We start from the raw sequence: 26,092 nt of genomic DNA on the forward strand, positions 1-26,092 counted from the left end.
AATTAGCCATTTTAATTACTAGATATCTTTTCATATTTTAGATAGGTTTTCCTAAGAATAATTAACTTAGAGGGAGATAATATGAGTAAAATTAATAAAATAATTGTTGTTTTATTTTCATCATTTTTTTTAAGTTTGGCAGTTAATTCAACTGAAATAAAATTTGGACACGTGGGTAAACCTGGTTCATTATTTTCTGCATCAGTTGATCATTTTGCTAAACTTGCAAATGAGAGATTAGGTAACAAAGGTAAAGTAAGTGTATTTGGTTCGTCGCAACTTGGTAAAGATAAACAGGGTATGCAAAAACTAAAATTAGGTACTGTAAATATGTGGTTGCCATCATCTGTTATGGCTTCAATTCATGATGAGTTTGGTGTTTTTGATATGCCATTTATTATTAAAGATAGAAAGCACATGAATAAAGTTGAAAGCCAAGTATTACCAGGAATGTTTAAAAATCTTGAAGCCAAAACTGGTTATCAAGTTATAGCAGTATGGGAAAATGGCTTTAGACATATTACAAACAATGTAAGAGCAATAGATAAACCAGATGACTTAAAAGGAATTAAATTAAGAACTCCTAAGTCAAAATGGAGAGTCAAAATGTTCCAATCATATGGCGCAAACCCTACTCCAATGTCATTTTCAGAAGTTTTTACAGCTTTGAAAACTGGAACAATGGATGGTCAAGAAAACCCATATGCTCAAATAGCTAGTGCTAAGTTTCAAGAAGTGCAAAAATATCTATCTATTACAGGTCACGTTTATACTCCTGCTTATGTAGCAGTACATAAAGATCATTGGAGCAAACTTCCTGCGGATGTAAGAGCTATCCTAGAACAAGCTGCGCAAGACACGCAAAAGTTTGTATACGAAGAAGCTGCTAGACTTGAAAAATCTTTACTAGGTGTAATTGAGTCAGCTGGAGTTAAAGTAAACACTGCTGATAAAGGGGCTTTTATTGCAGCAAGTAAAGGAATATATGATCAATTTGCATCAGAAGTATCAACTGGTGGTGCGTTAATTGAAAAAGTATCATCTTTAGCAAATTAATCTAATTTGTATTAGGCCCTCTTTCTGAGGGCCTAGAAAAATATATGACATTAAAAAAATTTATAAATTCATACGAAAATTTTTTAAAATTTATACTGTTCATAATGATGGTAGCTCTTGCAGTAACAGTATTGCTTGGTGTTTCGTTCCGTTTTGCTGGTAGCGCTTTAGTTTGGTATGATGAAGTTGCAGCGGTTCAACTTGCGTGGATAACGTATTATGGCTCAGCATATGCATCATTAAAAGGAGCACATATAAGCGTACCAAGTATTTTTAAAGCATTTCCATTAGCTTTAAGAAAAATATTTTTCGTACTATCTAAATTTGTTATCTATGCTTTTTTGATATTGTTAGCTTATTATGGGTTCAAAGTTTTAACACTTATTGGAGGAGAAACATTAGTGACTTTAGAGTGGGTTCCTCAAATTTTTGTACAATCAGTGATACCAGTTGCATCATGTCTATTTATTTTATCTGAAACTTTAAGAATTCCAGAGGATTATAAAAATTTAGTTCTTCAAACAACTAACATTGAACAAACAGGAGATATTTGATGTTAATTTTAACAATGTTTTTAGTATTACTATTTATTTTATCTATAAATGTTCCTATTGCTATTGGTCTAGCTGTAACAACAATAATTGCAATGGTATTAAAGTCTGGAACAAGTTTTTTAATCGATACTGCTATTGTAATGTTTGATGGGTCAATGAAATTTCCATTGATAGCAATACCTTTATTTATTCTAGCTGGTTCAATAATGAATAGTGCTGGTATTTCTAGAAGATTGATAGCGTTTGCTTCTGCTCTGGTTGGGTTTATTAAGGGTGGTTTAAGCATGATCAACATAGCAACTTCAATGTTTTTTGCAGAAATTTCTGGGTCTGCAGTTGCAGATGTTGCTGCATTAGGTTCAATTTTAATTCCAGCAATGAAGAAAAAAGGATATCCAGGAGCATTTGCTGCTGCAGTCACATCGTCTTCAGCATCTTTAGCAATTATTATTCCACCATCTATACCAATGATTGTTTATGCGGTGATGTCACAAAGTTCAGTGGTACAATTATTTGTTGCTGGAATTGTACCTGGTGTAATTGGTGGTTTTTTTTTAATGTTAGCCGCATATATCACAGCAAGACGCAGAAATTTTCCAGTTGAAGAAACATTTAATCTTGCAAATGTTAGAAAAACTGCAAGAGAAGCAGCATTAGCATTTTTACTACCTGTAATTATTTTGGGTGGTATTTTCGGTGGTGTTGTAACGGCAACAGAGGGTGCAGGCTTGGCGGTTGTAGCATCACTAGTTATTGGGTTAGTTTATGGAGAGGTAGATTTTAAAAGACTTTATGAAGCCGCAACTGAAGGAGCGATTCAAACATCATCAGTAATGTTGTTGGTAGCGGCTTCAGTATTACTAGGTGAATTTTTAACAGTCGAACAACTTCCGCAAAAAATTGCTGCATCAATTATGGACTTTACAAATAATAAGTATGCTGTTTTAGCAATATTAAATGTTTTTCTTCTAGTTATTGGTTTCTTTTTGCATTCTGTAGCAGCAATAATCCTTACCGTCCCTATTGTTATGCCTTTAGTTTATGCTGTGGGTATAGATCCAGTTCATTTTGGTATAATAGTCACTTTAAATTTAGCAATTGGACAACAAACACCTCCAGTTGCAAGTGTTTTAGCAACTGCATGCTCTGTAGCAAAAGAAGATATATGGGATGTAACTCGAGAAAACCTTATTTTTATAAGTGTTTTAGTAATATTGTTGCTTTTAGTGACCTATGTACCTGCCATACCAATGACACTAGTTGAATACTTTTATAGGAGTTAAATGGATAAATTAATTGAGCTTAATAAGATAAATAGTCATTTAACTGAAGTAATTTTAAACAGACCAGAAAAGTTAAATGCAATGACCAAGCCCATGTGGATAGAGCTTGGAAAAATATTCAAAGAATTATCTAAAAATAAAAACTTAAGATGTATAATTATAAGAGGCAAAGGTAAAAAATCTTTTTCCCCAGGTAATGATATAGGGGAATTTAAAAAAGAAAGATCATCATCAAAATTAGCAAAATCCTATGGCAAATTTTTGCATGGAACTTTAGGTGAAATATTTAATTGTCCAATACCGACTGTAGCACTAATAGAAGGAATATGTGTTGGTGGTGGATTAGAAATAGCAGGATGTTGTGATATTAGAATTTGTGGTAAAAGTTCAAGATTTGGAATTCCAATTAAAAGATTAGGTTTAACAATGGCTGCAAAAGAATTAGAAGTTCTTTTAAGGGTAACTAATTACTCGACTGCTATGGAAATTTTATTTGAGGGCAGGGTATTTAGTGCAGAAGAAGCATTTGAAAAAAAACTTGTTAACAGAGTGGTTGATGACAAGAATGTTGAAAAAGAAGCTTATAAATCTGCAGAATTAATATGCGAGGGTGCACCAAAAGTTACAAGATGGCACAAACAATTTGCTAGAAATATTTTAAAGAATGGTAAAGTGACTGAAAAGATAAACAATCTTGGTTATAAATGTTACGATACTGAGGATTTTAAAATTGGGTACAAATCCTTTTTGAATAAAACAAAACCTAAATTCAGAAATAAATAATAAATGACAACTTCATTGAAGGGCATTCGTGTTTTGGAAATGGCTCAAATTATGGCTGGCCCAACTTGTGGATTATTATTAGCGGATCTTGGAGCTGAAGTTATAAAGATAGAAAAAACACCTGCTGGAGATGATACTAGAAATTTTCTTCCCCCTGATATTAATGGAGAAGCTGCAGCATTTATGATGATGAATAGAAATAAGAAGGGAATAGCTTTAAATTTAAAAGATAAAGATGGAATAAAGATTTTTAAAGAAATGGTTAAAAATTCTGATGTAGTTCTAGAAAATTTTAGAAAAGGTACGTTAGAAAAATTAGGTATTGGTTATGATGTGATGTCTGAGATTAATCCTAAAATAATTCTTTGTGAAATATCTGGATATGGCAGAACTGGTCCTTATGCTGATAAAGGTGGGTTTGATTTAGTTGCTCAAGGAATGAGTGGTTTAATGAGTATAACTGGAGAGGGCAATGATAAGCCCCCAATGAAAGTTGGAGCACCCATCACAGATATTACTGCTGGTTTGCTAGCTTCAAGTGGAATTTTAGCTGCATTGATTCATAGAGAAAAAACTGGAGAAGGTCAGAAAGTTGATACATCTTTATTTGAAGCTGGCATAGTTCATACTTATTGGCAATCAGCTATAGCTGGTGCTACTGGACAATCTCCTGGACCACTTGGATCTGCACATCCATTAACTGCGCCTTATCAAGCTTTTAAAACCAAAGATAAATGGATTACAGTGGGAGCTTCTAATCAAAACACATGGTTAATGCTACTAAAGGCTATTAATCGTCAAGATCTTCAAGAAAATGAAAAATTTTCATCAAACCTGAATAGAAAAAAAAATATTAATCAACTTGTAGATATACTTAATAGTGAACTTATTAAAAAAACTGCCGATGAATGGTTAAAGATATTTGATAATAATGGTTTACCATGTGGACCTATAAATTCGATTACTGAAATGTTTGAAGATCCACAAACAATTCATAGGGAAATGATAATTGAAGTTGATAATAAAAAAGCTGGCAAAAGCAAGGCTGTTGGTATGCCAATCAAGTTTTCAAAAAGTAAAACAGAAAAATCAAAAGGTGCACCTAATTTAGGTGAACACACAAGAGAAATTATGCTGAGTTTTGGATACAAGCACGAAGAGATAGAAGATTTTTATAATAGAAAAGTAATACTTTAATTTACAGTTTCAAAAATTTTAAATAGTAATTCAGAAACATGTTTACCTTTTTTATCAGATAAATCTGAAATTTGATGTCTACAGCTAGTACCATTTGCAATAATAAAATCTTTTTCATCACTATTGTTTACTGCAGGTATCAAGGATAAATTTGCCATTTTTTTTGATATTTCATAGTGCTTACTGTCATAACCAAATGATCCAGCCATACCACAACAACTGGATTCTATCATTTTGTTGTTAATCTTTAATTTAGATAAAAGATTTTTAAGACCTTTCATTCTATCTTGAGACTTTTGATGACAATGACCGTGTATTAATACATTTTGGTCAAATTTATTAATCTTAATATTATTATCGTTTTCAATATATTCTAATATAAATTCTTCCAATAAATAAAATTTATTTTTTATTTTTTCTCTATTTTTTACATCTTTTAATTTTTGATACTCATCACTGAAAGTAAGTAAGCAAGAAGGTTCAATTCCAACAACTGGTAAATTAAAATAATTATTCTTTATGATATAATCATTAAATCGATTTAATTCATTTGCTGCTTTATCTAATTGTCCGTAAGAAATATAGGTTCTTCCACAACATAAAGGCCTATCTAAATTATCTTTATCATAACTTGGTATGATTGTTTGAAAACCTAGTTTGTTTAATACTTTTATAGCATATATTAAATTTTGATTTTCAAAATTTATATTAAAAGTATCTGCAAATAATATTAATTTTTTTTCAGATTTTAATTGCTCTGTGTATATTTTTTTTAAAATATCCTGACTTTGTACCTCTGGCATTTCCCTTTTGGTTGTAAATCCAAATTGTTCAATAATTGTTGAAATTATAGGTACGTTTTTGACTTTATTGAATATTGGAGCAATGATCTTTAAAACCCAAATCATCTTTGGCATCTCCGATATAACTTTATCTTTAATTCTCATGCTAAATTTATTGTAGTAATGAGAAAGAAATTCGCTTTTCATCTTGGCCATATCTACGGACATTGGACATTCTCTTTGACAAGCTTTACAGCTAACGCACAGCTCCATTGTTTCAAACATGTCTTTAGAGACAAACGATCCCTCAGGTAATTGATTTGATAATGCTAATCTAAGTGTGTTTGCTCTACCTCTAACTAAGTCTTTTTCCTCTTTAGTTACTCGATATGAAGGGCACATTACACCTGAGTCAAGGTTTCTACATGCACCATTATTATTACACATTTCCACAGCATCTGACAATTGTCCCCAATCAGACCAATCATAGTGTGTATTAATTTTTTCAGCCTGATAACCAGACTTATATCTCATTAGAGACCTATCGTTTGAAGTGAGTGGTCTTACAATTTTACCAGGATTTAAAAGATTTTTTTTGTCAAATGTATCTTTTATTTCCTCAAAAGCTTTTGTAATTTTTTCTCCAAACATCATTTTGTGAAATTCAGATCTCACAATACCATCTCCATGTTCACCAGAGTGTGATCCTTTATAATTTTTTACTATTGCAAATGCCTCCTCAGATATAGATTTCATATTTTTTATATCATTATCTGATTTCATATTTAAAACAGGTCTTACGTGTAAGGTTCCAACAGATGCATGAGCGTAGAACATTCCACTTGTTCCATATTTTTTAAATATTTCATTCAAACTTGCTGTGTAATCTGCCAAATGTTCAAGCGAGACAGCACAATCCTCAATAAAGGCAACTGGTTTTCTATCACCTTTCATAGACATTAGAATATTTAGTCCAGCTTTTCTTATATCAAAAACTTCTTTTTGCTCATTAAGATCAGAATAATATTTAAACTGATTTTTATTATTTTGGTTTAAAACAATGTACTCCAGATCATTTATTTTTTTTTCATAAACTTTTTGATCTGTATCTATAAATTCTACCATCAATACAGCAGCAGGGTTCCCCTTGATATATTTTTTTATTCCCTCTGCGTACATAGGAATATCTTTTGCTAAATTTAATAGATTTCGATCCATTAACTCAACACATGTTGGTTTTAATTTCACGATTTCTTGAGATATTTCCATAGCCTGATGAAAATTATCAAAATAACAAACACCTAGTATCTTATTTTTTGGTAATTCAGATAGCTTTAATTTAATTTTGTTAAATAAAGATAACGTTCCTTCTGATCCAACTAGTAAATGTGAGGAATTAAATCCATTTGGATCAATTAAATCTATGTTATATCCACCAACTCTTCTTTGTGTTGTAGGCCAATGTTCATTTAATTCAGCACTTACGTTTTTTCTTACATCAAAAAACTTGTTTATTATTTTATATAATTTGTCTTGATCATTTTTTGTAGATAACAAATTTTTATTAATGTGATCAAATGTAGTTATAGAGCCATCATCTAAAATTGCTTCTATTGCCAAAACATTATGTACCATATTCCCATAATATAAAGATCTTGAGCCACAAGAATTGTTTGCAGACATTCCACCAATCGTAGCTCTACTACTAGTAGATACATCAACTGGAAACCACAATCCATGAGGTTTTAGTTGTGCATTTAAGTGATCTAATACAACACCTGGTTCTACCCAAACATATTTTTCCTCTAAATTTACTTCTAAAATTTTATTCTGGTGTCTTGAATAATCTAAAACAATGCTTTCACCAACTGTCTGTCCACATTGAGAACTTCCACCACCTCTAGCTAATAATGGAATTGAATTTTTTTGAGAATATTCCATCAGATTTAGCACATCATTAGTGTCTTTTGGTAAAACTACACCTATAGGCTTTATCTGATAAACAGATGCGTCAGTACTATATCTTCCCCTAGAAAAGTCATCGAATAAAGTTTTTCCCTCAACCTTACTGCTAATTTCTTTGCTAATTTTTTGTATTTGACCTGCGCTTAAACTCATTAAACTTTGATAAAGGTTTATTTATTTTTGTAAACTAATTTACCAAACTTTTTTAACGCAGTTTCAGAAATTTCTAGTCCTAAACCAGGCTTTTCATTTAAATATATCCATCCATTATTCATCTTATGAGAGTTTTCAAATAATTGAGCTTGTAAAGGATCTCTTTCATCATCAAATGACTCAACAATTCTTCCTGCTGGAGTAGATGCAACTAATGGTGCGTGTATGAAGCAATCGTGGTGAGGAGCTATATCGATATGATTTAATTCACACAAAGCAGAAAGTTTCTTCCCGTTTGTAAATCCACCAAACATAGTACAATCAAATTGTAATATTTGTATTGCATCTTCTTCAATCATAGATCTACATCCATAAGTTGTTATCTCGCTCTCACCACCCGAAAGAGGTATACTTGTTTTTTTTGATAAGAGTTTTAGTGTTCTTCGATCATCTTCCCATCTTAGTGGTTCTTCAATCCAGGTTGGTTTAAATCTTTCAAACTCTCTAACTCCCTCAATTGCAGTTTTGAGATCCCAAGCTCGGTTGACATCGATCATTAATTCTTTTTCTTGACCAATTTCATCTCTAATTATTTCTAATCTTTTTGCGTCATCTTTAATACTTAATCCACCTACCTTAACTTTAAAACTTTGATGACCTATTTCTATTAATTTTTTTAATTCTTCCCTTAACTCTGACTCGCTTTTACCTTCTCGGTAATATCCACAAGTTACATACACTGGAACTTTATTCCTATAACCTCCAAATAATTTATATAGGGGAATATTTAATGATTTGCCAACTAAGTCCCAGCAAGCAATATCTAGAGCTGCTGAAATTCTAATTAAAGATTCTTTACTCCAGCCTTTTTCACTACTGATTCTAGTATCAGTTAATTTAAATATTTTTTCATAAATTTTTTCAGGACAAAATGGATCTTCTCCAATTATGAAATCTTCAAGGCCATTTGAAAATGGTTTGATAATTGGTGATATATCAGTGTAGCTTGTTGCCATTCCAAATCCTGAGTTACCATTTTTATTTTTAATTTTGATTAATAATTCATTTGCAGTTGGAACAATAAAATGACTTACCCAGTGTGGCTTTGTCTCATCAGGGTTGTTTAATATGTAAACTTCTAAGCTATCTATTAAATTACTAATATTTGTCATCATTAAAAATTTGATTATCTAATAACTTTAGCTTATACAGCATTATGGCAATTTCAAATATTATTAGACCAGGTAAACATTTTTTACAGATACCTGGACCAACAAACGTGCCAGATAGAGTTCTGAGAGCAATGGATTATCCTACCATTGATCATCGAGGACCTGATTTTGCAGAATTAGGTTTAAGAGTATTAGATAGAATTAAATTAATTTTTAAAACTTCTGAACCTGTAATAATTTTTCCTGCCTCAGGTACAGGTGCCTGGGAAGCTGCAATGGTTAACACTTTAAGTGTTGGGGATAAAATTTTAATGTTTGAAACAGGTCATTTCTCTACTCTTTGGTATGATATTGCAGAAAAATTTGGATTAGAAATAGATTTTATTAAAGGTGACTGGAGAACAGGTGTAGATCCAAATATTGTTGAACAGAAATTAAAAGAAGATAAAGAAAAAAAAATTAAAGCAGTTTGTGCTGTACACAATGAAACTTCTACAGGTGTAACTAGCAGAATCGGTGAAATAAGAAAAGCAATGGATAGTGCAAATCATCCAGCCTTATTATTTGTAGATACAATATCTTCTTTAGGATCAATAGATTACAAGCATGAAGAATGGAAAGTAGATGTTACAGTTGGTGGATCTCAAAAAGGTTTATTATTACCTCCAGGGCTTTCTTTTAATGCCATAAGTTCAAAAGCTTTAGAGGCTTATAAAAACTCAGACTTACCTAAATCTTATTGGGATTGGGAGCCAATGATAGAGAGTAATAAAAAAGGTCATTTTCCATACACGCCAGCTACAAACTTGTTATATGGATTAGATGAAGCAATTAATATGCTTATGGAAGAGGGTTTAGAAAATGTATTTAATAGACATAAAAGATTTGCTGAAGCAACCAGGATAGCTGTGAATGCTTGGGGGTTAGAAGTGCTTTGTAAAAACCCAGAAGAATATTCTAGCACATTAACTGCAGTTCTTGTTCCGGAAGGTCATGACGCAGACGCACTAAGAAAAATTATATTGGATGATTACAATATGTCTTTAGGAGCAGGATTAGCAAAAGTTGCTGGAAAAATATTTAGAATTGGTCATTTAGGTGATTTTAATGAACTAATGCTTGCTGGAACGTTAGCAGGAGTTGAGATGGGTTTAATGAAATCTAAAATACCTTATAAAAAAGGTGGTATTCTCACAGCTCTTGAATATCTTTCTTAAAAATTAAGTAAAAATTATTTTTTTAAATTTTAACAGTATAAATTTTTAAAAAAGTACAATTTATGGAACTTTTTCACTAAATGTTTCTATTAGATCTTTAGTTGAATATTTAGATATTATATAATTAATTATGTTTAATTTTAAAGAGATAATTTCATCGATTGCTGATGCAGGTCAAAAACTTTTTAGTATAAAAAATATTAAAAAAAATGATTTAGAATCTATCATATCATTATGTGATGATTTAATTTCACACAAAGGTGCAGCATTCGGTATTACTGTAGCTAGAGATATTACTGAACTATATCAATCACTATCTCCAGAAAATAAATTATCATTTTTTAAAAAAATTAATGACAAATATAAGCCCAGCTTTACAAAAGTTAATGAAGCAATTGAAAATTATACAAAATCTCAAAATGAAAAAACTTTGTCTGATTTATTTAAAGTTTCTGAAGGTAAGAGAAGAGAGCTTTTTAGAAGAATGAATATGGCACCCAATGGAACTGCGATTATAGTTGCGTTAAGAGAAGATTTAATAAGAATATTAAAAGACAATAAAGAACTTTCAGAATTAGATAATGATCTTAGACATTTATTTAGAGCTTGGTTTAATCCAGGATTTCTTAAACTTGCTAAAATCACATGGGATACAAAAGCTGCAGTTTTAGAAAAAATAATTAAATACGAAAGAGTTCATCAAATAAAAGATATGAATGAACTTAAAAGAAGGTTAAGTGAAGATAGAAGGTTTTTCTCTTACTTTCATCCAGCCCTTGAAGATGAGCCTATTATTTTTGTTCAAGTAGCCCTTACAAAAGGTCTCGGCAAATCTATTCAAGAATTAATGAAGCCGACAGATAATGAGGAAAAATCTTATGATACAGCTACTTTTTATTCAATTAGTAACTGTCAAGAAGGTCTATCAAGAGTAACTTTGGGTAATTTTTTAATAAAGAGAGTGGTTTATGAAATACAAGAAGAACTACCTCACATTAAAAACTTTGGTACCTTATCACCTATACCAGGGTTTGCTGATTGGTTTACTTATTTAGAGGAAAATAAGATTAAAAATATTTTAGGCGATCTAAAAGATCAAGATGCTATCTTTTTAAAATCTCAAGACTTAAAATTAGGTGACAGTAGAATTATAAAAAATAAGGAAGCTATAATAAAATTAGTAGCCCATTATATTGTTAATGAAAAAAATGAAAAAGGACTACCAGTTAATGATGTTAGTAGATTTCATTTAGGCAATGGAGCAATTGTTGACGATATAGTCGTTAATGCAAATATTTCAGAAACTGGTTTTAAAAGATCTTATGGTGTGATGGTTAATTATCTTTATGAACTTAAAAATATAGAAAAAAATCATGAAGAATATATGAATAATAATAAAGTAATCGTCTCTGATAAAATAAAGAAATATTTATAAATATATTCTTTATTTTTTAATTAAGACCCCATTTAACTTTATTCCAGATTCTTTCATGAAAATAATAAAAAAAGAGAGGAATTATAGAACCTAGCCCTAGTATTCCAGCCCCTTTAAAACTACCAGTAAAAATATAGCCAAATATTACCCAGTAGATAAAAATAAAAAGTCTCCATGAAAATGTTTTAGCAACGGAACGTATTTGTTTATCTGCCATAATATAATTAGCCTATAATAATTTTTGCTTATAGAACACATTTATATTAATATTTAACTATGACTAATAAAGTAAGTAAAAGTTTTATAAAAAATTCTCATTTAATAGATGATTTAAAACTATGTAGTATTCGTTTAATTGATAACGCTAAGTTTCCATGGATCATTTTAATTCCTAAGCGAAAAAATATTACCGATATTTCAGAACTCAACTCAAAAGATCAAATTTTATTAATGAAAGAAATTGTTCATTGCAGTAAATTAATGAAAAAAATTTTTAAAACAAAAAAACTTAATGTTGAGAAGATCGGTAACATTGTTCCTCAGTTACATATTCATATTATCGCAAGATCTACTAAAGACAGTACGTGGCCTTTGTCAGTTTGGGTGGTTAAAGGGAAACCTTATACAAAAATTCTATTAGCAAAAACTATCAATAAGATTAAAAAGTATTTTAAGGATTAAGGGGTAAGGACAGAGGTAGTTTTAGTCTCCCGCCACTACCTCTTAATCATTATGTATCTGATTCGTCCCAAATCTGTTAACACGTATTAATTGAAAGTAGACTTTATCAACTGCTTGCTTTACTAAATAGATAACACCTCGATTCACAAATAATTAAATTATAATATATTGATTAAAACCACTCTCTCATCATTTGCAAAATCTATTGGTTTTAACTCACAAAATTATATTCCAAAGGAAGGTGTTTCCTTTTCTCTGTTTAGAATTGAAGTTTTATCGGGTTTAACGGTTGCTTTAGCGTTAGTTCCAGAAGCTATTGCCTTTGCTTTTGTTGCAGGAGTTGCACCTTTATCAGGACTTTATGCTGCTTTTATCGTTGGTTTGATTACAGCTGTATTCGGGGGAAGACCTGGAATGATTTCAGGAGCAACAGGTGCTTTAGCGGTTGTCATGGTTTCACTTGTTATGGATCACGGTGCTCAATATTTGTTTGCAACTGTAGTGTTAATGGGAATTTTACAATTACTAGCAGGTGTCTTTAAGCTTGGAAAATTTATTAGAATGGTACCACAACCCGTAATGCTTGGTTTTGTTAATGGCCTTGCAATCGTTATTGGTATTTCACAACTTAGTCAGTTTAAAACCCTTAATGCAATGGGGCAATCAGTGTGGATTTCAGGAAACACTTTATATTATTCAATAGGGTTTGTAGTTTTAACTATGTTGATTATTTGGTTACTACCAAAAATTACTAAAGCAGTTCCAGCTACACTTGCTGCAATTTTTGTAACATCAATATTAGTTTTAGCATTAAAAATTGATATTCCAAGTGTTGGAGATCTTGCAAGTGTTAAAGGAGGATTACCTATATTTTCAATTCCAAATGTTCCTTTAAATTTTGAAACTTTAAAAATAATTTTCCCCTATGCATTTATATTGTCTGCCATTGGCTTAATTGAAAGCTTATTAACACTTAACTTAGTTGGTGAAATTACCAATAAAAGAGGTGGGGCTAGTCAAGAATGTTTAGCTCAAGGTTTTGCAAATACAGTTACTGGTTTTTTTGGGGGTATGGGTGGATGTGCGATGATTGGCCAATCTATGATTAATGTAAAATCAGGTGGTAGAACAAGAATTGCAGGAATAGCTGCAGCATTATTCTTATTAATTTTTATTTTATATACATCAAGCTATATTGAGATGATCCCAATTGCAGCTCTTGTTGGTGTAATGTTTATGGTGGTGATTGGAACGTTTGCGTGGAATTCTTTAAAGATATTATTTTTTGTACCAAAGAGTGATGCGTTAGTTATTATTCTTGTAACTGTTGTAACTGTTTTAGAAGATTTAGCTGTTGCTGTAATTGTTGGGGTGATTGTATCTGCATTAGTATTTGCTTGGAAATCTGCATCTAGAATTAGAGCAGTTGAGAGACCATCTGCTACAGAAAAGGGTGCTAAGGTTTACGAAATAGAAGGACCACTTTTCTTTAGTTCAACGGATAGTTTTTTAGAATTATTTAAACCAGAAGAAGATCCCGAAGTAGTTATTATTGATTTTGCAGGATCAAAAGTAATTGATCAATCAGCTTTAAAGGCAATTGAAGACATTGCTGACAAATATAATAGTTTTGGAAAAAAAGTTAAATTAAGACATTTAACTCGTGATTGTCATAGATTATTAAGCAGAGCAGGCCAGCTTGTTGTTGATAGTGATGACGATCCTGATTACGGAATTGCAGTTGATTATGATGTTAAATTAGGTATTTTTGGAAATTAACATGAGCAAAGAGATAAAAGCCGATGACGTTATTTTCAATTTCTTTAAACAAATTTGTGATGAGAAGGATGATGTTAAATGTGTAGAGCTTGGCAATAGTTGGATTAATGCGATGAAGACCAATCTTACTAACATGGAAAAAAATCTAGAAGAAGCCGACAAAGCTAAACATCAAGAAAATATAGATAGCAATATGAACCACCTTAATAACCTTAAGGATAAATCAGCTGAGGAATGGCGTGAATATGCAACTCAGTGTATGGTAGAGATCCTTGATCACAAAAGTAAATCTTGAATTTTTTTAAGAGATTATTTTCAAGTAGCAATTTAGAATTAGAAATCAATGACGGGGGACGAGCTGCCGCTGGTTATAAAGGAAAAGCTGGAGACTGTGTAGTTAGATCCATTGCAATTGTAACAAATCTTCCTTACCAAAAAATTTATGACGATCTTTATAAAGCAAATGAAGAATTTAGAACTACATCAAGAACTAGACTTGCAAGAAGTTTAAAACAAAAAAATGATAGCCCGAGGTCTGGCACTCATAGAGTGGTTGTTAAGAAATACCTTGAAAAGTTAGGATGGCAGTGGACGCCAACGATGTTTATAGGACAAGGTTGTAAGGTTCATTTAAAAAAAAAAGAACTTCCAAGTGGGACTTTAATTGTATCTTGTTCAAAACATATAACAGTTGTTAAAGAGGGTGTCTTGCATGACACTTATGATTGTTCAAGACGGGGCACACGATGTGTTTATGGGTATTGGACTAAGCCTCATTAGATAAAGATAAAAGTGGTTAATAAATTTCATTAATATATGATTTTTAAAAATGAGCTTTAAAGATAACGTCAACTTACATGTAGACAAGTCAGCTAAATTACTAAACTTTAGTGATGACTTACTTGAACATTTAAAATCCACTCACTCATTAATTAAAGTAAATGTAGGTGTTGTCCTAGAGGGCAAAATTAATAATTTCACAGGATGGAGGGCAGTTCACTCAGAACACATACTTCCAACTAAAGGTGGGCTAAGATATTCTGAAACCGTTGATCAAGACGACACAGAAGCTTTGGCATCTTTAATGACTTACAAATGTGCAATAGTTAATATTCCTTTTGGTGGTGCAAAAGGAGGTTTAAAGATTAATCCTAAGAATTACACAATGCCTCAACTAAGAGAAATTACTAAAGCCTTTGCAAGTAAACTAATTAATAAAGGTTTTATTTCTCCAGCATTAAATGTACCAGCTCCAGATGTCGGAACTTCAGAAAGAGAAATGGAATGGATTTTAGAGACATACAAAACACTTAAACCTGATGATATAAATTATAGAGGTTGTGTAACGGGTAAACCCTTACATCGTGGAGGTATTGCTGGAAGAACAGAAGCAACCGGTAGAGGTATTGAAGAAGTAGTTAGAGAAATATTTAGACATGAAGACGTCGTTAAAGAAGCTGGTTTAAAAAATGAATTAAAAGATAATGAAATTATAGTTCAAGGCTTTGGTAACGTAGGAAGCAATTTAGCTAAACATTTATATAATAGAGACAATGCAAAGATTATAGCTATTGGAGAGTTTGATGGCTATTTATACAATAAAAAAGGCATTGATATAAATGCACTAATTGAATTTGTTCAAAAAAATAAAAGTATTAATAATCCTAAACTTGGAGAATTTAAAAATAACCCAAGTGAACTCTTAGAATTGGATTGTGATATTTTAATTCCAGCTGCATTAGAAAATGCAATTACTGTTGATAATGTAGATAAAATTAAAACAAAATTAATAATTGAAGCTGCTAATGGACCCATTTCATTTGAAGCAGATCAAAAATTATTTGAAAAAGGAGTTATGATTATCCCCGATATTTATGTCAATGCAGGCGGAGTAGTAGTTTCTTATTTCGAGTGGGTTAAAGATATTTCTCATATACGTTTTGGTAGAGTTGAAAAAAGATTTCAAGAACAGAAAATATTAGACATTATTGATTTGATAGATAAAAAAACTAATACCAAAACAGATTTTGACACAATTAAAAAAATTATTCATGGTGCTGATGAAGAGGATTTAGCTTTTTCAGGTCTAGAAGACAGTATGAGAAATGCATTTATTGAAATTTATAATGCTAAAAAACAAATAAAAAGATCATTTAGAGACAGTGCTTATTATGTGTCTCTAAAGAAGATAAGAAACTTCTATACAGTAGAAGGGTTCCCTAAACGATAAATAGCGGCTTAATTTTAACTATATTTAAATTAACTGAAGACTTCTTGGTAATGATTTGTTAGCATTTGATATGTTAAAATTATTAAGAGCAGGCTTTATAAGTAAGCTTTTTGCTATTTTAGTTTTAAGCTTATTATTAACTAGTGGTGCTAAAGCTGGTTGTGATGATGCTCCAACTGATGGAGTTGATTATTCTAATTGTCAATTCTCAGAAGGCCAAGATTTAAGTAGAGCCTATATACCAAATTCTAATCTTTCTTTTATTAGCTTTATTAAAGTTACTTTTGATAAAGGAGTAATGATGAATGCAACACTATCTAATGGTAATTTTGTAGAATCTTCTTTTATTAGAACTAATTTATATGAAGCAAATCTTGAAGGTGGTATTTTTGAAAAAGCTAACTTTACAAGTGCCAATTTAACAAGAGTAAATTTCAAAGGTTCATCATTAATTGAGACAAACTTCAGTAACAGTAATCTTTTTGAAGCTGATTTAACTGGTGCTAATATTTTAAATGCCACCTTTGAAGGTGCCAATTTAAATAACGCAACTTGGATTGATGGAACTAAATGTTCTTTAGGTTCTATTGGTAAATGTAATAAATAAACAATTCTTACGAATTATTACTTTATTTTGCAGGTTTAATTTTCTGATTAATAACAAGTACAGCACCAATAATTAAAATAGGTAAGCCTATTATTAAGTCTTGCTGCCATTCTAAGTTTTCAAATACGGTTGAGATTAATAAAGCAAGTACTGGCATTACAACTCCTACATAACCAGCTCGTCCAGCTCCAACTTTCTCTAATAATCTTAAATAGAAGATAAAAGCGAATATTGAGCCAACTATTGATAAATAAGCAAGGGAAGCAATATAACTGAAGCTATATTCAAATAGTAATTCAGTACCTTTTATCTGAGTGATTAATAAAGTAACTAATGATCCATAAAGCATTGCATACGCAAGTGTTGGTATTAATGAAAAGTTATTATTTAAGTTTCTTTGGTGAACCATGTTACCTGTTGATGCACTAAATGTACCAAGCAATGCTAAAAATAATCCAACATGAGTTCCATTTGCTAAGCTAAAATTGAAAATTTCATCACTAAAGATGATTATAATTCCAATCATTCCAATAGTTGCACCAATTAAAGTTTTTAAAGAAGGTTTCTTTTTAAAATAAAATCCTTCTCCTAAAATATTCATAATAACTACCGTTGAAAAGACAACCGCTGGAAATGCGCTTATTAAATAAGTGTTTGATAAATAAAAGAAAACGTAATTTAGAGAATAAAGACAAATACCGAAGAGTAAAAACCAAAGATGTTGATTTAAAGAAAACTTAAGATTTTTCTTCTTATAAATTAGATAAACAAAAATAATTATTGCAGCTATCAAAAATCTATAAAACACTGATACTAATGGATCAACGTAACCTAACTGAAATTTAATAACATACCAAGTAGGTGACCAGCAAAAGAGTGTGACAATAAATAAGATAAAATTGTTCATTAACAAACACTTATAATCAATCAATCTTAAAAAAATATAAGATTAATCTAACAATTTTAATATATAAATTTAATAGTTATGAAAAAAATACTTCTAATTTTAACTCTGTTTATATCATTAAGTAACCTTTCTTACTCAGACAATCATTATCCAATTACAAGAGATTCTGTATTAATGATCGCTAGAGGTAAAATTGCTTACCAAAATAATTGTGCGAGTTGCCATCAGGTTAATTTATCTGGAGCTGAAAATTGGAAGGGCGTTGATGAAGACGGACATCGTAAAGCACCCCCTTTAAATGGCACGGGTCACACTTGGCACCATGATGATGTAACACTACATAAAATTATTAAACATGGATTAGTTGGAATTATCAGTGATTATGATGGAAAAATGGGTGGGTTTAAAGATAACCTTAATGACAAAGATATAGATTCAGTTTTAGCTTATATTAAAAGTTTTTGGCCAGATGATTATTATCAACATCAAATAAATTTAAGTAAATAAATTATATGGCAACAGATACTTTTCATTGGGGATGCAAAGATAGCTGGAGAACTAGTGCGAAGAATACGATGTGGTGTGTTATCGGTTGTGCAATTGGAGACTTTGGAACCATATTATTTTTTCAGTTAAGTAAAATTCCTTTTCCAGTATTGGGGATTATGACTTTAGCAATCATTAATGGTTTACTCACTAGCATTATGCTTGAGACTTATATTTTAATGAAACAAAAATTTGATTTTATCAGTGCGTTAAAGACCGCTTGTGGCATGAGTTTTATCTCAATGGTTAGTATGGAAATTTCTATGAATGCTACAGATTATTTTTTAACTGGTGGAGCGATGTTAACTTGGTGGGTAGTGCCTATTATGTTAATAGTTGGTTTTTTAACACCTTGGCCTTATAATTACTGGAGACTTAAAAAATTCAATCAAGCGTGTCATTAAATATTGAAATGGTTACAACTTCTGAAATTATACTAGCAATTATTATCGTTGGCTTATCTGTTGTTATGCCTATCTATTATTATTACCAAAGAAAGAAAAACCCTAAGCAAGATAACAAACCTACAGATAACCCCGAGATAAAAAATTATATTGATAGAATTAATGAAATTACCCGTAAAAAACATAAATGAAAAAACGTTTATCAGGGTGTAGTGAGTGTGGAGATGATACTGCCATCTTAACACAAGTGAGTTCAGGACCAGAGGTTATTTTACTTTGTACAGATTGTTATAATCTTAAGCATTCAAATGAAACACAAAACCATATTAGTTATGAAGAAGAAAAAAACTAAAAAATTAAAGACTAAAAAACCAGCACCTAATTTCTATGGTCTTGGTAAATTTAACTATCTTATCTTTAAGTTTCTTTGCTCTAGGTTTAAGCTTAGATAATGAGTAGGGACAATAATTCAAAAGGGATAGTTTTAATACTGATCGCAATGAGCTTGTTTGCAATCCAAGACTCGTTAATTAAATATATTTTCGAGCAATCTGCTTTGTATGAGATCTTCTTTGGAAGGTATTTGATTGCAGCAACAGTGCTTTTTATTTATTTAAGTTTTAAAAGACAAAAAGTATCGCTTAAAACACATTATCCAGTATTAACTTTTGTAAGAGTGTTGTTACATTTTGTTGCTTTTTCAACGTTTTTTATCTCTATTACTTATATGCAACTAGCAACTGCTAATGCTTTATTCTTTTCTTGTCCTTTTTTCGTATCCATTTTTGCTAAATTTTTCTTAAAAGAATTTATTGGTATTAGAAGATGGTCCGCTATTGCCTTTGGTTTTTTTGGTGTATTAATCGTCTTAAATCCTGATTTTGAAAGTTTTGATTATAGAAATTTGTTACCAGTATTAAGTGCTTTATTTTATGCAGCATCAATGACTATTACTAAATACACATCTGATAAGGATGATGTAAACACCCAGTTATACTATTTTTATTTAATTGCTCTTGTTTTATGTGGCATTATTTATGTCTTTATGGGCAATGGTCAATTCAACAACACTGATTTTGATCCAACTACACAGTTTATATTTAGAGAGTGGTTTACAAACTTTGATTATACTTGGAAATTTATATTATTCTTTGGAGTAGCAGCATCTATTGGGTTCTTATGTATCTTTTCAGCTTATATCATTGCATCACCTTCAGTTGTCTCATTGTTTGAATATTCATTGATTATTATGTCAATGATCCCAGGTTATTTTCTATTTAATGAAATTCCATCTATTAGAACTTTGTTAGGGGTCATTTGTATAATTTCAGCGGGGGTTTATATTTACTTTAGAGAAGGTGTTAGAAAACAATACGTAGCATCTAAAATCCCCACTAGAAGATAAAATTTATAGAACAGAACAATTAAATTTTTCAATACTAATTTAGCTTAATTAACTAAAACCTAATATTTTAAATTGTAGTACAATCTTCCTATCATCTCTCTTACAAAAATACTGGTGCTACTTAATGCATCTGCTGAAGGTAGAAAACTCATAAAGGTAAGTTTTTGATGAGAATTTATAAAATCAACAGCAAACGGTATTACTTTTATATTAGATGCTTCAAAAACTTTTTTTGCTCTTGGCATATGAAAAGCAGAAGTTACCAATATAACCTTAACATCATTTGAGTTTAACAGTTTTTTAACAGATTTTGCTTCTTGATCAGTGTTTTGAACATTTTCAGTTAGTAAAATACTTTTTTTAGGTACTCCAAATTTTATAGCAAAATCTTTTAAATATTCTCCTTCTGGTATTCCTAAGGACCATGGAACTTGTCCTTTCGTTAAAATTAATAAAGAAGCTTTATTATTTTTAAATAAGTCTATGCCCGATAAAATTCTATCTACGCCATCATCAAATTCATATTTTAATTTATCATCAACTTTAATAGTTTTAAGCATTCCACTTAAAACAACGATTACGTCTGCATTATTTATAGCTGATGCATCTTGTAGAGTATAATCTTTCTCTAAATAGTTAATTAATTTATCTGAAATAATTGGCAATGAACAAAATATTAAAATGACAACTCCAAATAAAGTAATTTTTTTTGACTTAATGATTGTTCCTAAAATAATTAAAAAAAAAATTAAAAATAATGGACTAGCGATTAAAGGTAAAATTTTATGAAGATAAATCATTATTGTTTAAAACTATGAATGAAATTGATTAAATGCAAACTAAGATATGATAACAAAAATCTAGTTATAAGCACATTAAAATTCTTAAAGAAATTGAGTAAACCCCTTAATCTGTGTATTGTCTATGAATGGCTAAAGTTGCAAAAGATAAGTGGGATAAGGTAATTGAATATTTAACACATTCAGACAGTGATCTTGAGAAAGTATTAAACTTATTAAAGGGGTGTGACCAAGGGAATGCATCTAATTATGATGTTAATAGAGCGTCTTATTCATTAAATATTATTGCGATAGTTACACAAAAGCAACTTGATCCAGAAAATAAGGACAAGTCACTTACTCATATAATTAGACAGTGGGTTAAATCAAAAGACTTCATTCAATTTTATAATTTGATGAGAAAACAAGAAAATATTGCTTGGGATAAGAGTAAACTTGAAGATTACACCAAACAATTAAAGGACCTTTGGTACAGTAAATCACAATCTAAAAACAAAGAATATTTTAAAAAAATAGACGGATTTAATAAAACAGCTGGGGAAAATCTTATAGAAAAAGATAACAATGAAGAGCTAAGACCGAAAGCTAAAATAATTGAGAAAACCTTTGATAAAATAAAGCAAAATGAACGACGGTCTCGTACAAACGTTTCATAATACAAACTAGATATAATGATGGATCAGATATTACCCTTTGTTTATATGCTAGGGATACTCTTATTAGTACTCCCAGCTTTTCTACAATCTAATTCTAAATTAAAACAATTCTTAACTAATCTTACTATTTGGATTGTCATTATCCTTATAATTCTAACCATCATCTATTTCATTAAGTAGCAATCATTCCAGTACCTAGACACCTGATTTAAGGTTTGGTAGGGTTTGGCTATGAAACGAAATGGTTTTACTCTAATAGAACTTTTAGTCGTAGTAGCAATCATCGGTATCCTCGCTGCCGTAGGGGTTGTTGCTTACAGTGGATATACAGCAAGTGCTAAAGCAAACGCTGTTAAAACAATTGGTGCTCAAACAGCAAAATATATGCAAGCTGAAATTATAAAATGCACTTTAGATAGTTCAGCAGATGTTCTAGATGGTCAAGCCTGTAGTACGCTTACGACTAAAAATGCTGTAACAGCAATGCTCAGCAAAGCAGATAAGAGTCCCGTATTCAAAGACAAAAAAGTTTATAAATCTGGTACTAGTGCTGATTACGGTTATGTGGTATTGAACAAAAAGTCTACAACTGAAATAGAAATTTATACGTGTTGGAAATCTGGTTGTGGTGCAAACGATAGTAATACAGCTACTGTTACAAAAGAATAAAAAACTTTCAAATAAAGATTTAGGAAAATTAATTACTGAAGCAACTGTTTACTTAGAATGTCATATGACAGTAGCAAAATATAATAAATTGATAACAGAAGCCAACAATCGAAAAGCATTCTTTAGCGAGTATCAATAGCCATGCCTCAGGCTTCATTAATCTAGTTTACTATTAGCCAGTTCCATCACCTAGACATCTGATTTAAGGTTTGGTAGGGTTTGAATATACACCTATTAATTATAGTGGTTAGTAATTAACTATTTAAGGAGATTGAATTTAAATGAAACTGAACGGTATTTATACAGCTTTAATTACACCATTTAATGACGACTATTCAATCAATGAAAAAGCTTACGCCGAAGTTATCAATAAAATTATTGAAGAAGGTGTTCATGGAATTGTTGTGGCTGGATCTACTGGAGAAAACTACGCCCAAACCTTAGAGGAAAGACTTTATCTATTAAAACTGAGCTCAGAAATTATAGATAAGAGAGTAACCTTTATTGCTGGTACGGGTGGGGTAATTAGAACAGAAGACTCGATTTTAATTGCACAATCAGCAAAATCTAATGGTGCAGATGCTATAATGATATCATCACCACCTTACGCTGTACCAACCAGTAAAGAGAATGCGATTAATGCAATTGCAATTGAGCAATCAGTAAATCTTCCTGTTTTGCTTTATAATTATCCAGGTCGTACCTCAGTAAATATGGATGAAGAATTTTTAAACCTTGTTAGTCAATCAAAAAATTTTTCTGGAATAAAAGAAAGCTCAGGTGAAATGGATAGAATTGATTATCTAATTAAGAAATACCCAAACATAGCATTATGTTGTGGAATGGATGACCAAGCTTACGAATACTTTCAAGCGGGTGTTAAAAGCTGGGTTTGTGCTGGTAGTAACTTTTCAGCTACTGCTCACATTGCTTTATGGAAAGCATGTGCTGTTGAAAATGACTTTGATAAAGGCAAAAAGATTTGGGATGCTATGTTGCCGTTGATGAAAAATTTAGAGCAGGGAGGTAAATTTGTTCAATCAATAAAATATGGAGTTACAATAAAAGGAATTAACGCAGGTATACCTCGTCTGCCATTACAGCAATTAAATGAAATTGAAAAAAAAGAATTTGAAAATATCATTAACACTATGAATAATACCATTAAGGAAATTGGATAATGTCTAATACTCGAGTTGCAAAAAGATTGCCTCGGGATCCAGGACCTCCAGCTTGGCGAAGCATTATTCCAGAGCAACCCAGATATCCAAAATTAGAAAATAAGATTATAACTGATTGGCTTATAGTTGGTGGTGGCTTTGCAGGATTATCTGCTGCGAGGAGATTATGTCAAATCACAAACACAGATAAGATCGCATTAATAGAAGCCTCAGAAATTGCAGCTGGACCTGCGGGTAGAAATTCAGGTTTTATGATTGATCTACCTCATGAACTTGGCTCAGGTTCTTACCAAGATAAAATAGAAGTTGATCAAAAACATATTAAATTAAATAGACAGGCACTACAATTTGCTAAAGATGCTGCTGAAGAATATTCAATGCCTACTGAAGCGGTAGAACCCAGTGGACGTATTAATGGTGCTGTAAATATTAATGGTGAAAAGCATAACAAAGAATATGCTCAGCATTTAGATCAACTTGGTGAACAATATAAAAATTTATCATCTTTTGAGATGGAGAAAATTACTGGTTCAACTTTTTATAAAAGTGGGCTTTTTTTACCAGGCTGTCTTATGCTCCAACCGGCTCTTTATATAAGTAAATTGGCTAATGGTATTTCACAATCAAATGGAAATAAATTTTCAATCTATGAGCATAGCCCAGCAATAGAGATTAAAAAAAATAATGATAGTTGGGAAATAAAAACCCCAACAGGTTCAGTTATTGCAAAAAAAATTATTATGGCTGTAAACGGTCATGCTGAATCGTTTGGTTTTTTTGAAAAACGATTAATGCATGTGTTTACCTACGCATCTATGACTAAAAAACTAACTAAAGATCAACTAACAAAACTTGGAGGTGAAAAAAAATGGGGTGTTACTCCTTCAAATCCAATGGGATCAACGGTTAGAAAAATTACTGGGATTAATGGGGATAGAATTGTAATACGTAATCGTTGGACCTTTGATCCATCGATGGAAGTTTCAGAGCAAAGAGTAAGTAAATTTGGCAATGATCAAGATAAAAGCTTTAATGATAGATTTCCAATGTTGTTAGATGTTGAAATGGAATATAGATGGGCCGGACGGTTGTGTTTGTCATTAAACTCAGTGCCAGCTTTTGGTGAAGTAGATAAAAATATTTTTTCAGCATGTTGTCAAAATGGTATTGGTACTGCAAAAGGCACTTTAGCAGGAATTGGTGCAGTAGATTTAGCAACTAACACAGATTCAGCTATCGTTAATGATATGAAATCCTACGATGCACCAAAAAAATTGCCTCCTAAACCTATTTCTTACTTAGGGGCTAATGCTATTATTAAGTGGCGTGAACTTAAAGCTGGAAAAGAATTATAAAACATTCATAGCCACGCCTCAGTCTTCCTTAATCCTGTTTAGTATTAGCTAATTAAAGCAAATAGACTCTCTGTTCAGGGTTTGTTAGTCTTGGATTATGAAAAAACTTTTAGGGATCGTGGTTCTGGGTTTAAATGATTGGAGAAATTTAAAAATATCTAAGATAGAAAAGGGTAGTCAGTATAACCTTTTTCATCACCACCATAGAAAGTAGCTCTATCGTATTTATTGAGCTCTGTCTTTTTAGCAATTCTTTCTGGAAGATCAGGGTTTGCAATAAACCATCTACCAAACATAATGGCGTCTGCTTTATTATCATTTAAAGCAACCTCAGCAGTTTCAGGTTTATAGCCTCCTGATGAAATAAACATTCCATTAAATTTAGCTCTGAATAAATCAGAAGTACAAATTGCTTTATCATTTACATTATCATCACCACCAGCAGTAGTTGCTCTTGGTTCGATCATGTTAATATAGACGATGCCTCTTTTATTAAATTCTTCAATTACTTGACCAAATAAATTCATAGGATCACTGTCGCTTACACCATTAAAAGTTCCATAAGGGGATAGACGAACACCCACCTGATCTTTACCCCAAACATCAATTACTACATCTAAGGCTTCAAGAGGAAATTTCATTCTATTGGCAACACTTCCACCATATTCATCGGTTCTTTGGTTACTACCATCTTGTAAAAATTGGTCTAATAAATATCCATTAGCCATATGAATCTCAACACCGTCAAAGTTTGCTTCTTTAGCATTTAGAGCCGCTTGCTTGAAATCATTAACAATGTCTTTTATCTCTGAAATCTCTAATGCTCTTGGAGTTAAAATTTCAGTAGGCTGCCAATCAGCAGTATAGGTTTCACTATTTTTTGCAGGTATTGCAGAAGGGGCAACGGGTAATTTTCCATCTACTTGATATGAAGTATGAGAAATTTTTCCTACATGTCAAAGTTGTAAGAAAATTTTTCCACTTTTATCATGAACTGCTTTAGTAACATTTTGCCATCCAGCAATTTGTTCTTTACTATGAATACCAGGTGTTGCAGGGTAACCCTGACCTTGTTGTGAAATTTGAGTAGCTTCTGATAAAATTAAACCAGCTGTTGCCCGTTGTGCGTAATACGTTGCGTTTAATTCTTGTGGAATATTTCCAGGTTGTCCAGCTCGCATTCTAGTTAACGGAGCCATAATAATTCTATTTTTTAATGTTAAGTTACCAAGTTTTAGTTCAGATAAAAGTTTCAAAGTTTATTCTTTTTAGTTA

27 protein-coding genes and 1 pseudogene are annotated in these 26,092 nt (G+C 31.2%); 22 read left to right on the forward strand and 6 right to left on the reverse strand.

All coding sequences use genetic code 11. The features are described from left to right. Positions 1-81 precede the first annotated feature (81 nt). From AC5YF9_RS02465 to AC5YF9_RS02485, 5 genes are read left to right on the forward strand one after another with little or no spacing between them, the layout of a single operon-like run. Positions 82-1,056, forward strand: a complete 975-nt coding sequence (locus AC5YF9_RS02465) for a TRAP transporter substrate-binding protein (RefSeq protein ID WP_415304483.1) — start codon at positions 82-84, stop codon at positions 1,054-1,056. 44 nt (positions 1,057-1,100) lie between these two features. Next, positions 1,101-1,610, forward strand: a complete 510-nt coding sequence (locus AC5YF9_RS02470) for a TRAP transporter small permease (protein WP_415304484.1) — start codon at positions 1,101-1,103, stop codon at positions 1,608-1,610. After that, positions 1,610-2,893 (forward strand): TRAP transporter large permease, encoded by a 1,284-nt coding sequence (locus tag AC5YF9_RS02475; protein WP_415304485.1) that lies wholly within the window; start codon positions 1,610-1,612, stop codon positions 2,891-2,893. Before AC5YF9_RS02470 ends, AC5YF9_RS02475 begins: the two co-directional genes overlap by 1 nt. After that, positions 2,894-3,676, forward strand: a complete 783-nt coding sequence (locus tag AC5YF9_RS02480) for an enoyl-CoA hydratase/isomerase family protein (protein ID WP_415304486.1) — start codon at positions 2,894-2,896, stop codon at positions 3,674-3,676. It begins immediately after the preceding gene. 3 nt (positions 3,677-3,679) lie between these two features. Next, on the forward strand, positions 3,680-4,873 hold the full coding sequence (locus tag AC5YF9_RS02485) for a CaiB/BaiF CoA transferase family protein (RefSeq protein ID WP_415304488.1): 1,194 nt from the start codon (positions 3,680-3,682) through the stop codon (positions 4,871-4,873). On the opposite strand, the gene AC5YF9_RS02490 is transcribed toward AC5YF9_RS02485, so the two are convergent. Both AC5YF9_RS02490 and AC5YF9_RS02495 read right to left on the reverse strand, forming a co-directional pair. Next, on the reverse strand, positions 4,870-7,773 hold the full coding sequence (locus AC5YF9_RS02490; protein WP_415304489.1) for an FAD-binding and (Fe-S)-binding domain-containing protein: 2,904 nt from the start codon (positions 7,771-7,773) through the stop codon (positions 4,870-4,872). The genes AC5YF9_RS02485 and AC5YF9_RS02490 overlap by 4 nt on opposite strands. Before the next feature lie 17 nt (positions 7,774-7,790). Further along, the gene (locus AC5YF9_RS02495; protein ID WP_415304491.1) at positions 7,791-8,948 is read right to left on the reverse strand and encodes a mandelate racemase/muconate lactonizing enzyme family protein; all 1,158 of its coding nucleotides are present in this window, start codon (positions 8,946-8,948) and stop codon (positions 7,791-7,793) included. A 41-nt stretch (positions 8,949-8,989) separates the two neighbouring features. On the opposite strand from AC5YF9_RS02495, the gene AC5YF9_RS02500 reads away from it, so the two are divergent. Both AC5YF9_RS02500 and AC5YF9_RS02505 read left to right on the forward strand, forming a co-directional pair. Continuing rightward, positions 8,990-10,162, forward strand: coding sequence for a pyridoxal-phosphate-dependent aminotransferase family protein (locus AC5YF9_RS02500; protein ID WP_415304493.1), 1,173 nt, complete (start codon positions 8,990-8,992; stop codon positions 10,160-10,162). Between the two features lie 130 nt (positions 10,163-10,292). Then, the gene (locus AC5YF9_RS02505; RefSeq protein ID WP_415304495.1) at positions 10,293-11,597 is read left to right on the forward strand and encodes a malonyl-CoA decarboxylase domain-containing protein; all 1,305 of its coding nucleotides are present in this window, start codon (positions 10,293-10,295) and stop codon (positions 11,595-11,597) included. Between the two features lie 16 nt (positions 11,598-11,613). Here the strand turns inward: AC5YF9_RS02505 and AC5YF9_RS02510 are convergent, their stop codons facing one another. Further along, complete coding sequence (locus AC5YF9_RS02510) at positions 11,614-11,814, reverse strand: DUF2061 domain-containing protein (RefSeq protein WP_415289854.1); 201 nt, start codon at positions 11,812-11,814, stop codon at positions 11,614-11,616. Positions 11,815-11,873: 59 nt separating this feature from the next. On the opposite strand from AC5YF9_RS02510, the gene AC5YF9_RS02515 reads away from it, so the two are divergent. The 6 genes from AC5YF9_RS02515 to AC5YF9_RS02540 all read left to right on the forward strand — a co-directional run bounded on the left by AC5YF9_RS02515 (position 11,874) and on the right by AC5YF9_RS02540 (position 16,894). Beyond that, complete coding sequence (locus AC5YF9_RS02515) at positions 11,874-12,278, forward strand: HIT domain-containing protein (protein ID WP_415304496.1); 405 nt, start codon at positions 11,874-11,876, stop codon at positions 12,276-12,278. A 168-nt stretch (positions 12,279-12,446) separates the two neighbouring features. Beyond that, a complete protein-coding gene (locus tag AC5YF9_RS02520; protein ID WP_415304497.1) occupies positions 12,447-14,057 on the forward strand; it encodes a SulP family inorganic anion transporter in 1,611 nt (536 codons plus the stop codon). A gap of 1 nt (position 14,058) precedes the next feature. Then, complete coding sequence (locus AC5YF9_RS02525) at positions 14,059-14,352, forward strand: hypothetical protein (protein ID WP_415277785.1); 294 nt, start codon at positions 14,059-14,061, stop codon at positions 14,350-14,352. Continuing rightward, on the forward strand, positions 14,349-14,837 hold the full coding sequence (locus AC5YF9_RS02530; RefSeq protein WP_415304499.1) for a hypothetical protein: 489 nt from the start codon (positions 14,349-14,351) through the stop codon (positions 14,835-14,837). Before AC5YF9_RS02525 ends, AC5YF9_RS02530 begins: the two co-directional genes overlap by 4 nt. Positions 14,838-14,886: 49 nt before the next feature. Continuing rightward, positions 14,887-16,287, forward strand: a complete 1,401-nt coding sequence (locus AC5YF9_RS02535) for a Glu/Leu/Phe/Val family dehydrogenase (protein WP_415304501.1) — start codon at positions 14,887-14,889, stop codon at positions 16,285-16,287. A gap of 70 nt (positions 16,288-16,357) precedes the next feature. Beyond that, the gene (locus AC5YF9_RS02540; protein ID WP_415304502.1) at positions 16,358-16,894 is read left to right on the forward strand and encodes a pentapeptide repeat-containing protein; all 537 of its coding nucleotides are present in this window, start codon (positions 16,358-16,360) and stop codon (positions 16,892-16,894) included. 22 nt (positions 16,895-16,916) lie between these two features. Here AC5YF9_RS02540 and AC5YF9_RS02545 read toward each other — a convergent pair whose 3' ends face one another. After that, positions 16,917-17,801, reverse strand: coding sequence for a DMT family transporter (locus AC5YF9_RS02545; protein ID WP_496169934.1), 885 nt, complete (start codon positions 17,799-17,801; stop codon positions 16,917-16,919). Positions 17,802-17,879: 78 nt separating this feature from the next. On the opposite strand from AC5YF9_RS02545, the gene AC5YF9_RS02550 reads away from it, so the two are divergent. The 5 genes from AC5YF9_RS02550 (at position 17,880) to AC5YF9_RS02570 (ending at position 20,156) form a co-directional block, all read left to right on the forward strand. Beyond that, complete coding sequence (locus AC5YF9_RS02550) at positions 17,880-18,308, forward strand: c-type cytochrome (protein ID WP_415304507.1); 429 nt, start codon at positions 17,880-17,882, stop codon at positions 18,306-18,308. Between the two features lie 5 nt (positions 18,309-18,313). Beyond that, complete coding sequence (locus AC5YF9_RS02555; protein ID WP_415304509.1) at positions 18,314-18,751, forward strand: DUF4396 domain-containing protein; 438 nt, start codon at positions 18,314-18,316, stop codon at positions 18,749-18,751. Next, complete coding sequence (locus AC5YF9_RS02560; RefSeq protein ID WP_415304511.1) at positions 18,742-18,942, forward strand: hypothetical protein; 201 nt, start codon at positions 18,742-18,744, stop codon at positions 18,940-18,942. The genes AC5YF9_RS02555 and AC5YF9_RS02560 overlap by 10 nt, the downstream gene beginning before the upstream one ends. Next, positions 18,939-19,103 (forward strand): hypothetical protein, encoded by a 165-nt coding sequence (locus AC5YF9_RS02565; protein ID WP_271564921.1) that lies wholly within the window; start codon positions 18,939-18,941, stop codon positions 19,101-19,103. Before AC5YF9_RS02560 ends, AC5YF9_RS02565 begins: the two co-directional genes overlap by 4 nt. A 99-nt stretch (positions 19,104-19,202) precedes the next feature. Continuing rightward, positions 19,203-20,156, forward strand: coding sequence for a DMT family transporter (locus AC5YF9_RS02570; RefSeq protein WP_415304513.1), 954 nt, complete (start codon positions 19,203-19,205; stop codon positions 20,154-20,156). 59 nt (positions 20,157-20,215) lie between these two features. Here AC5YF9_RS02570 and AC5YF9_RS02575 read toward each other — a convergent pair whose 3' ends face one another. Next, entirely contained in the window at positions 20,216-20,956 is a 741-nt protein-coding gene (locus AC5YF9_RS02575) for a YdcF family protein (protein WP_415304514.1), read from the reverse strand. Between the two features lie 128 nt (positions 20,957-21,084). Here AC5YF9_RS02575 and AC5YF9_RS02580 point away from each other — a divergent pair, with 128 nt between their 5' ends. From AC5YF9_RS02580 to AC5YF9_RS02595, 4 genes are all read left to right on the forward strand, one after another. Next, entirely contained in the window at positions 21,085-21,612 is a 528-nt protein-coding gene (locus AC5YF9_RS02580; protein ID WP_415304516.1) for a hypothetical protein, read from the forward strand. Positions 21,613-21,843: 231 nt separating this feature from the next. After that, positions 21,844-22,281, forward strand: coding sequence for a type IV pilin protein (locus AC5YF9_RS02585; RefSeq protein ID WP_415304518.1), 438 nt, complete (start codon positions 21,844-21,846; stop codon positions 22,279-22,281). A 281-nt stretch (positions 22,282-22,562) separates the two neighbouring features. After that, on the forward strand, positions 22,563-23,462 hold the full coding sequence (locus tag AC5YF9_RS02590; RefSeq protein ID WP_415304519.1) for a dihydrodipicolinate synthase family protein: 900 nt from the start codon (positions 22,563-22,565) through the stop codon (positions 23,460-23,462). Beyond that, the gene (locus AC5YF9_RS02595) at positions 23,462-24,817 is read left to right on the forward strand and encodes an NAD(P)/FAD-dependent oxidoreductase (protein WP_415304521.1); all 1,356 of its coding nucleotides are present in this window, start codon (positions 23,462-23,464) and stop codon (positions 24,815-24,817) included. The genes AC5YF9_RS02590 and AC5YF9_RS02595 overlap by 1 nt, the downstream gene beginning before the upstream one ends. A gap of 158 nt (positions 24,818-24,975) precedes the next feature. Here AC5YF9_RS02595 and AC5YF9_RS02600 read toward each other — a convergent pair. Further along, positions 24,976-26,073, reverse strand: a pseudogene (locus tag AC5YF9_RS02600) (alkene reductase). Positions 26,074-26,092 lie beyond the last annotated feature (19 nt).

The sequence above is a fragment of the Candidatus Pelagibacter sp. uisw_098 genome (genome assembly GCF_059512505.1).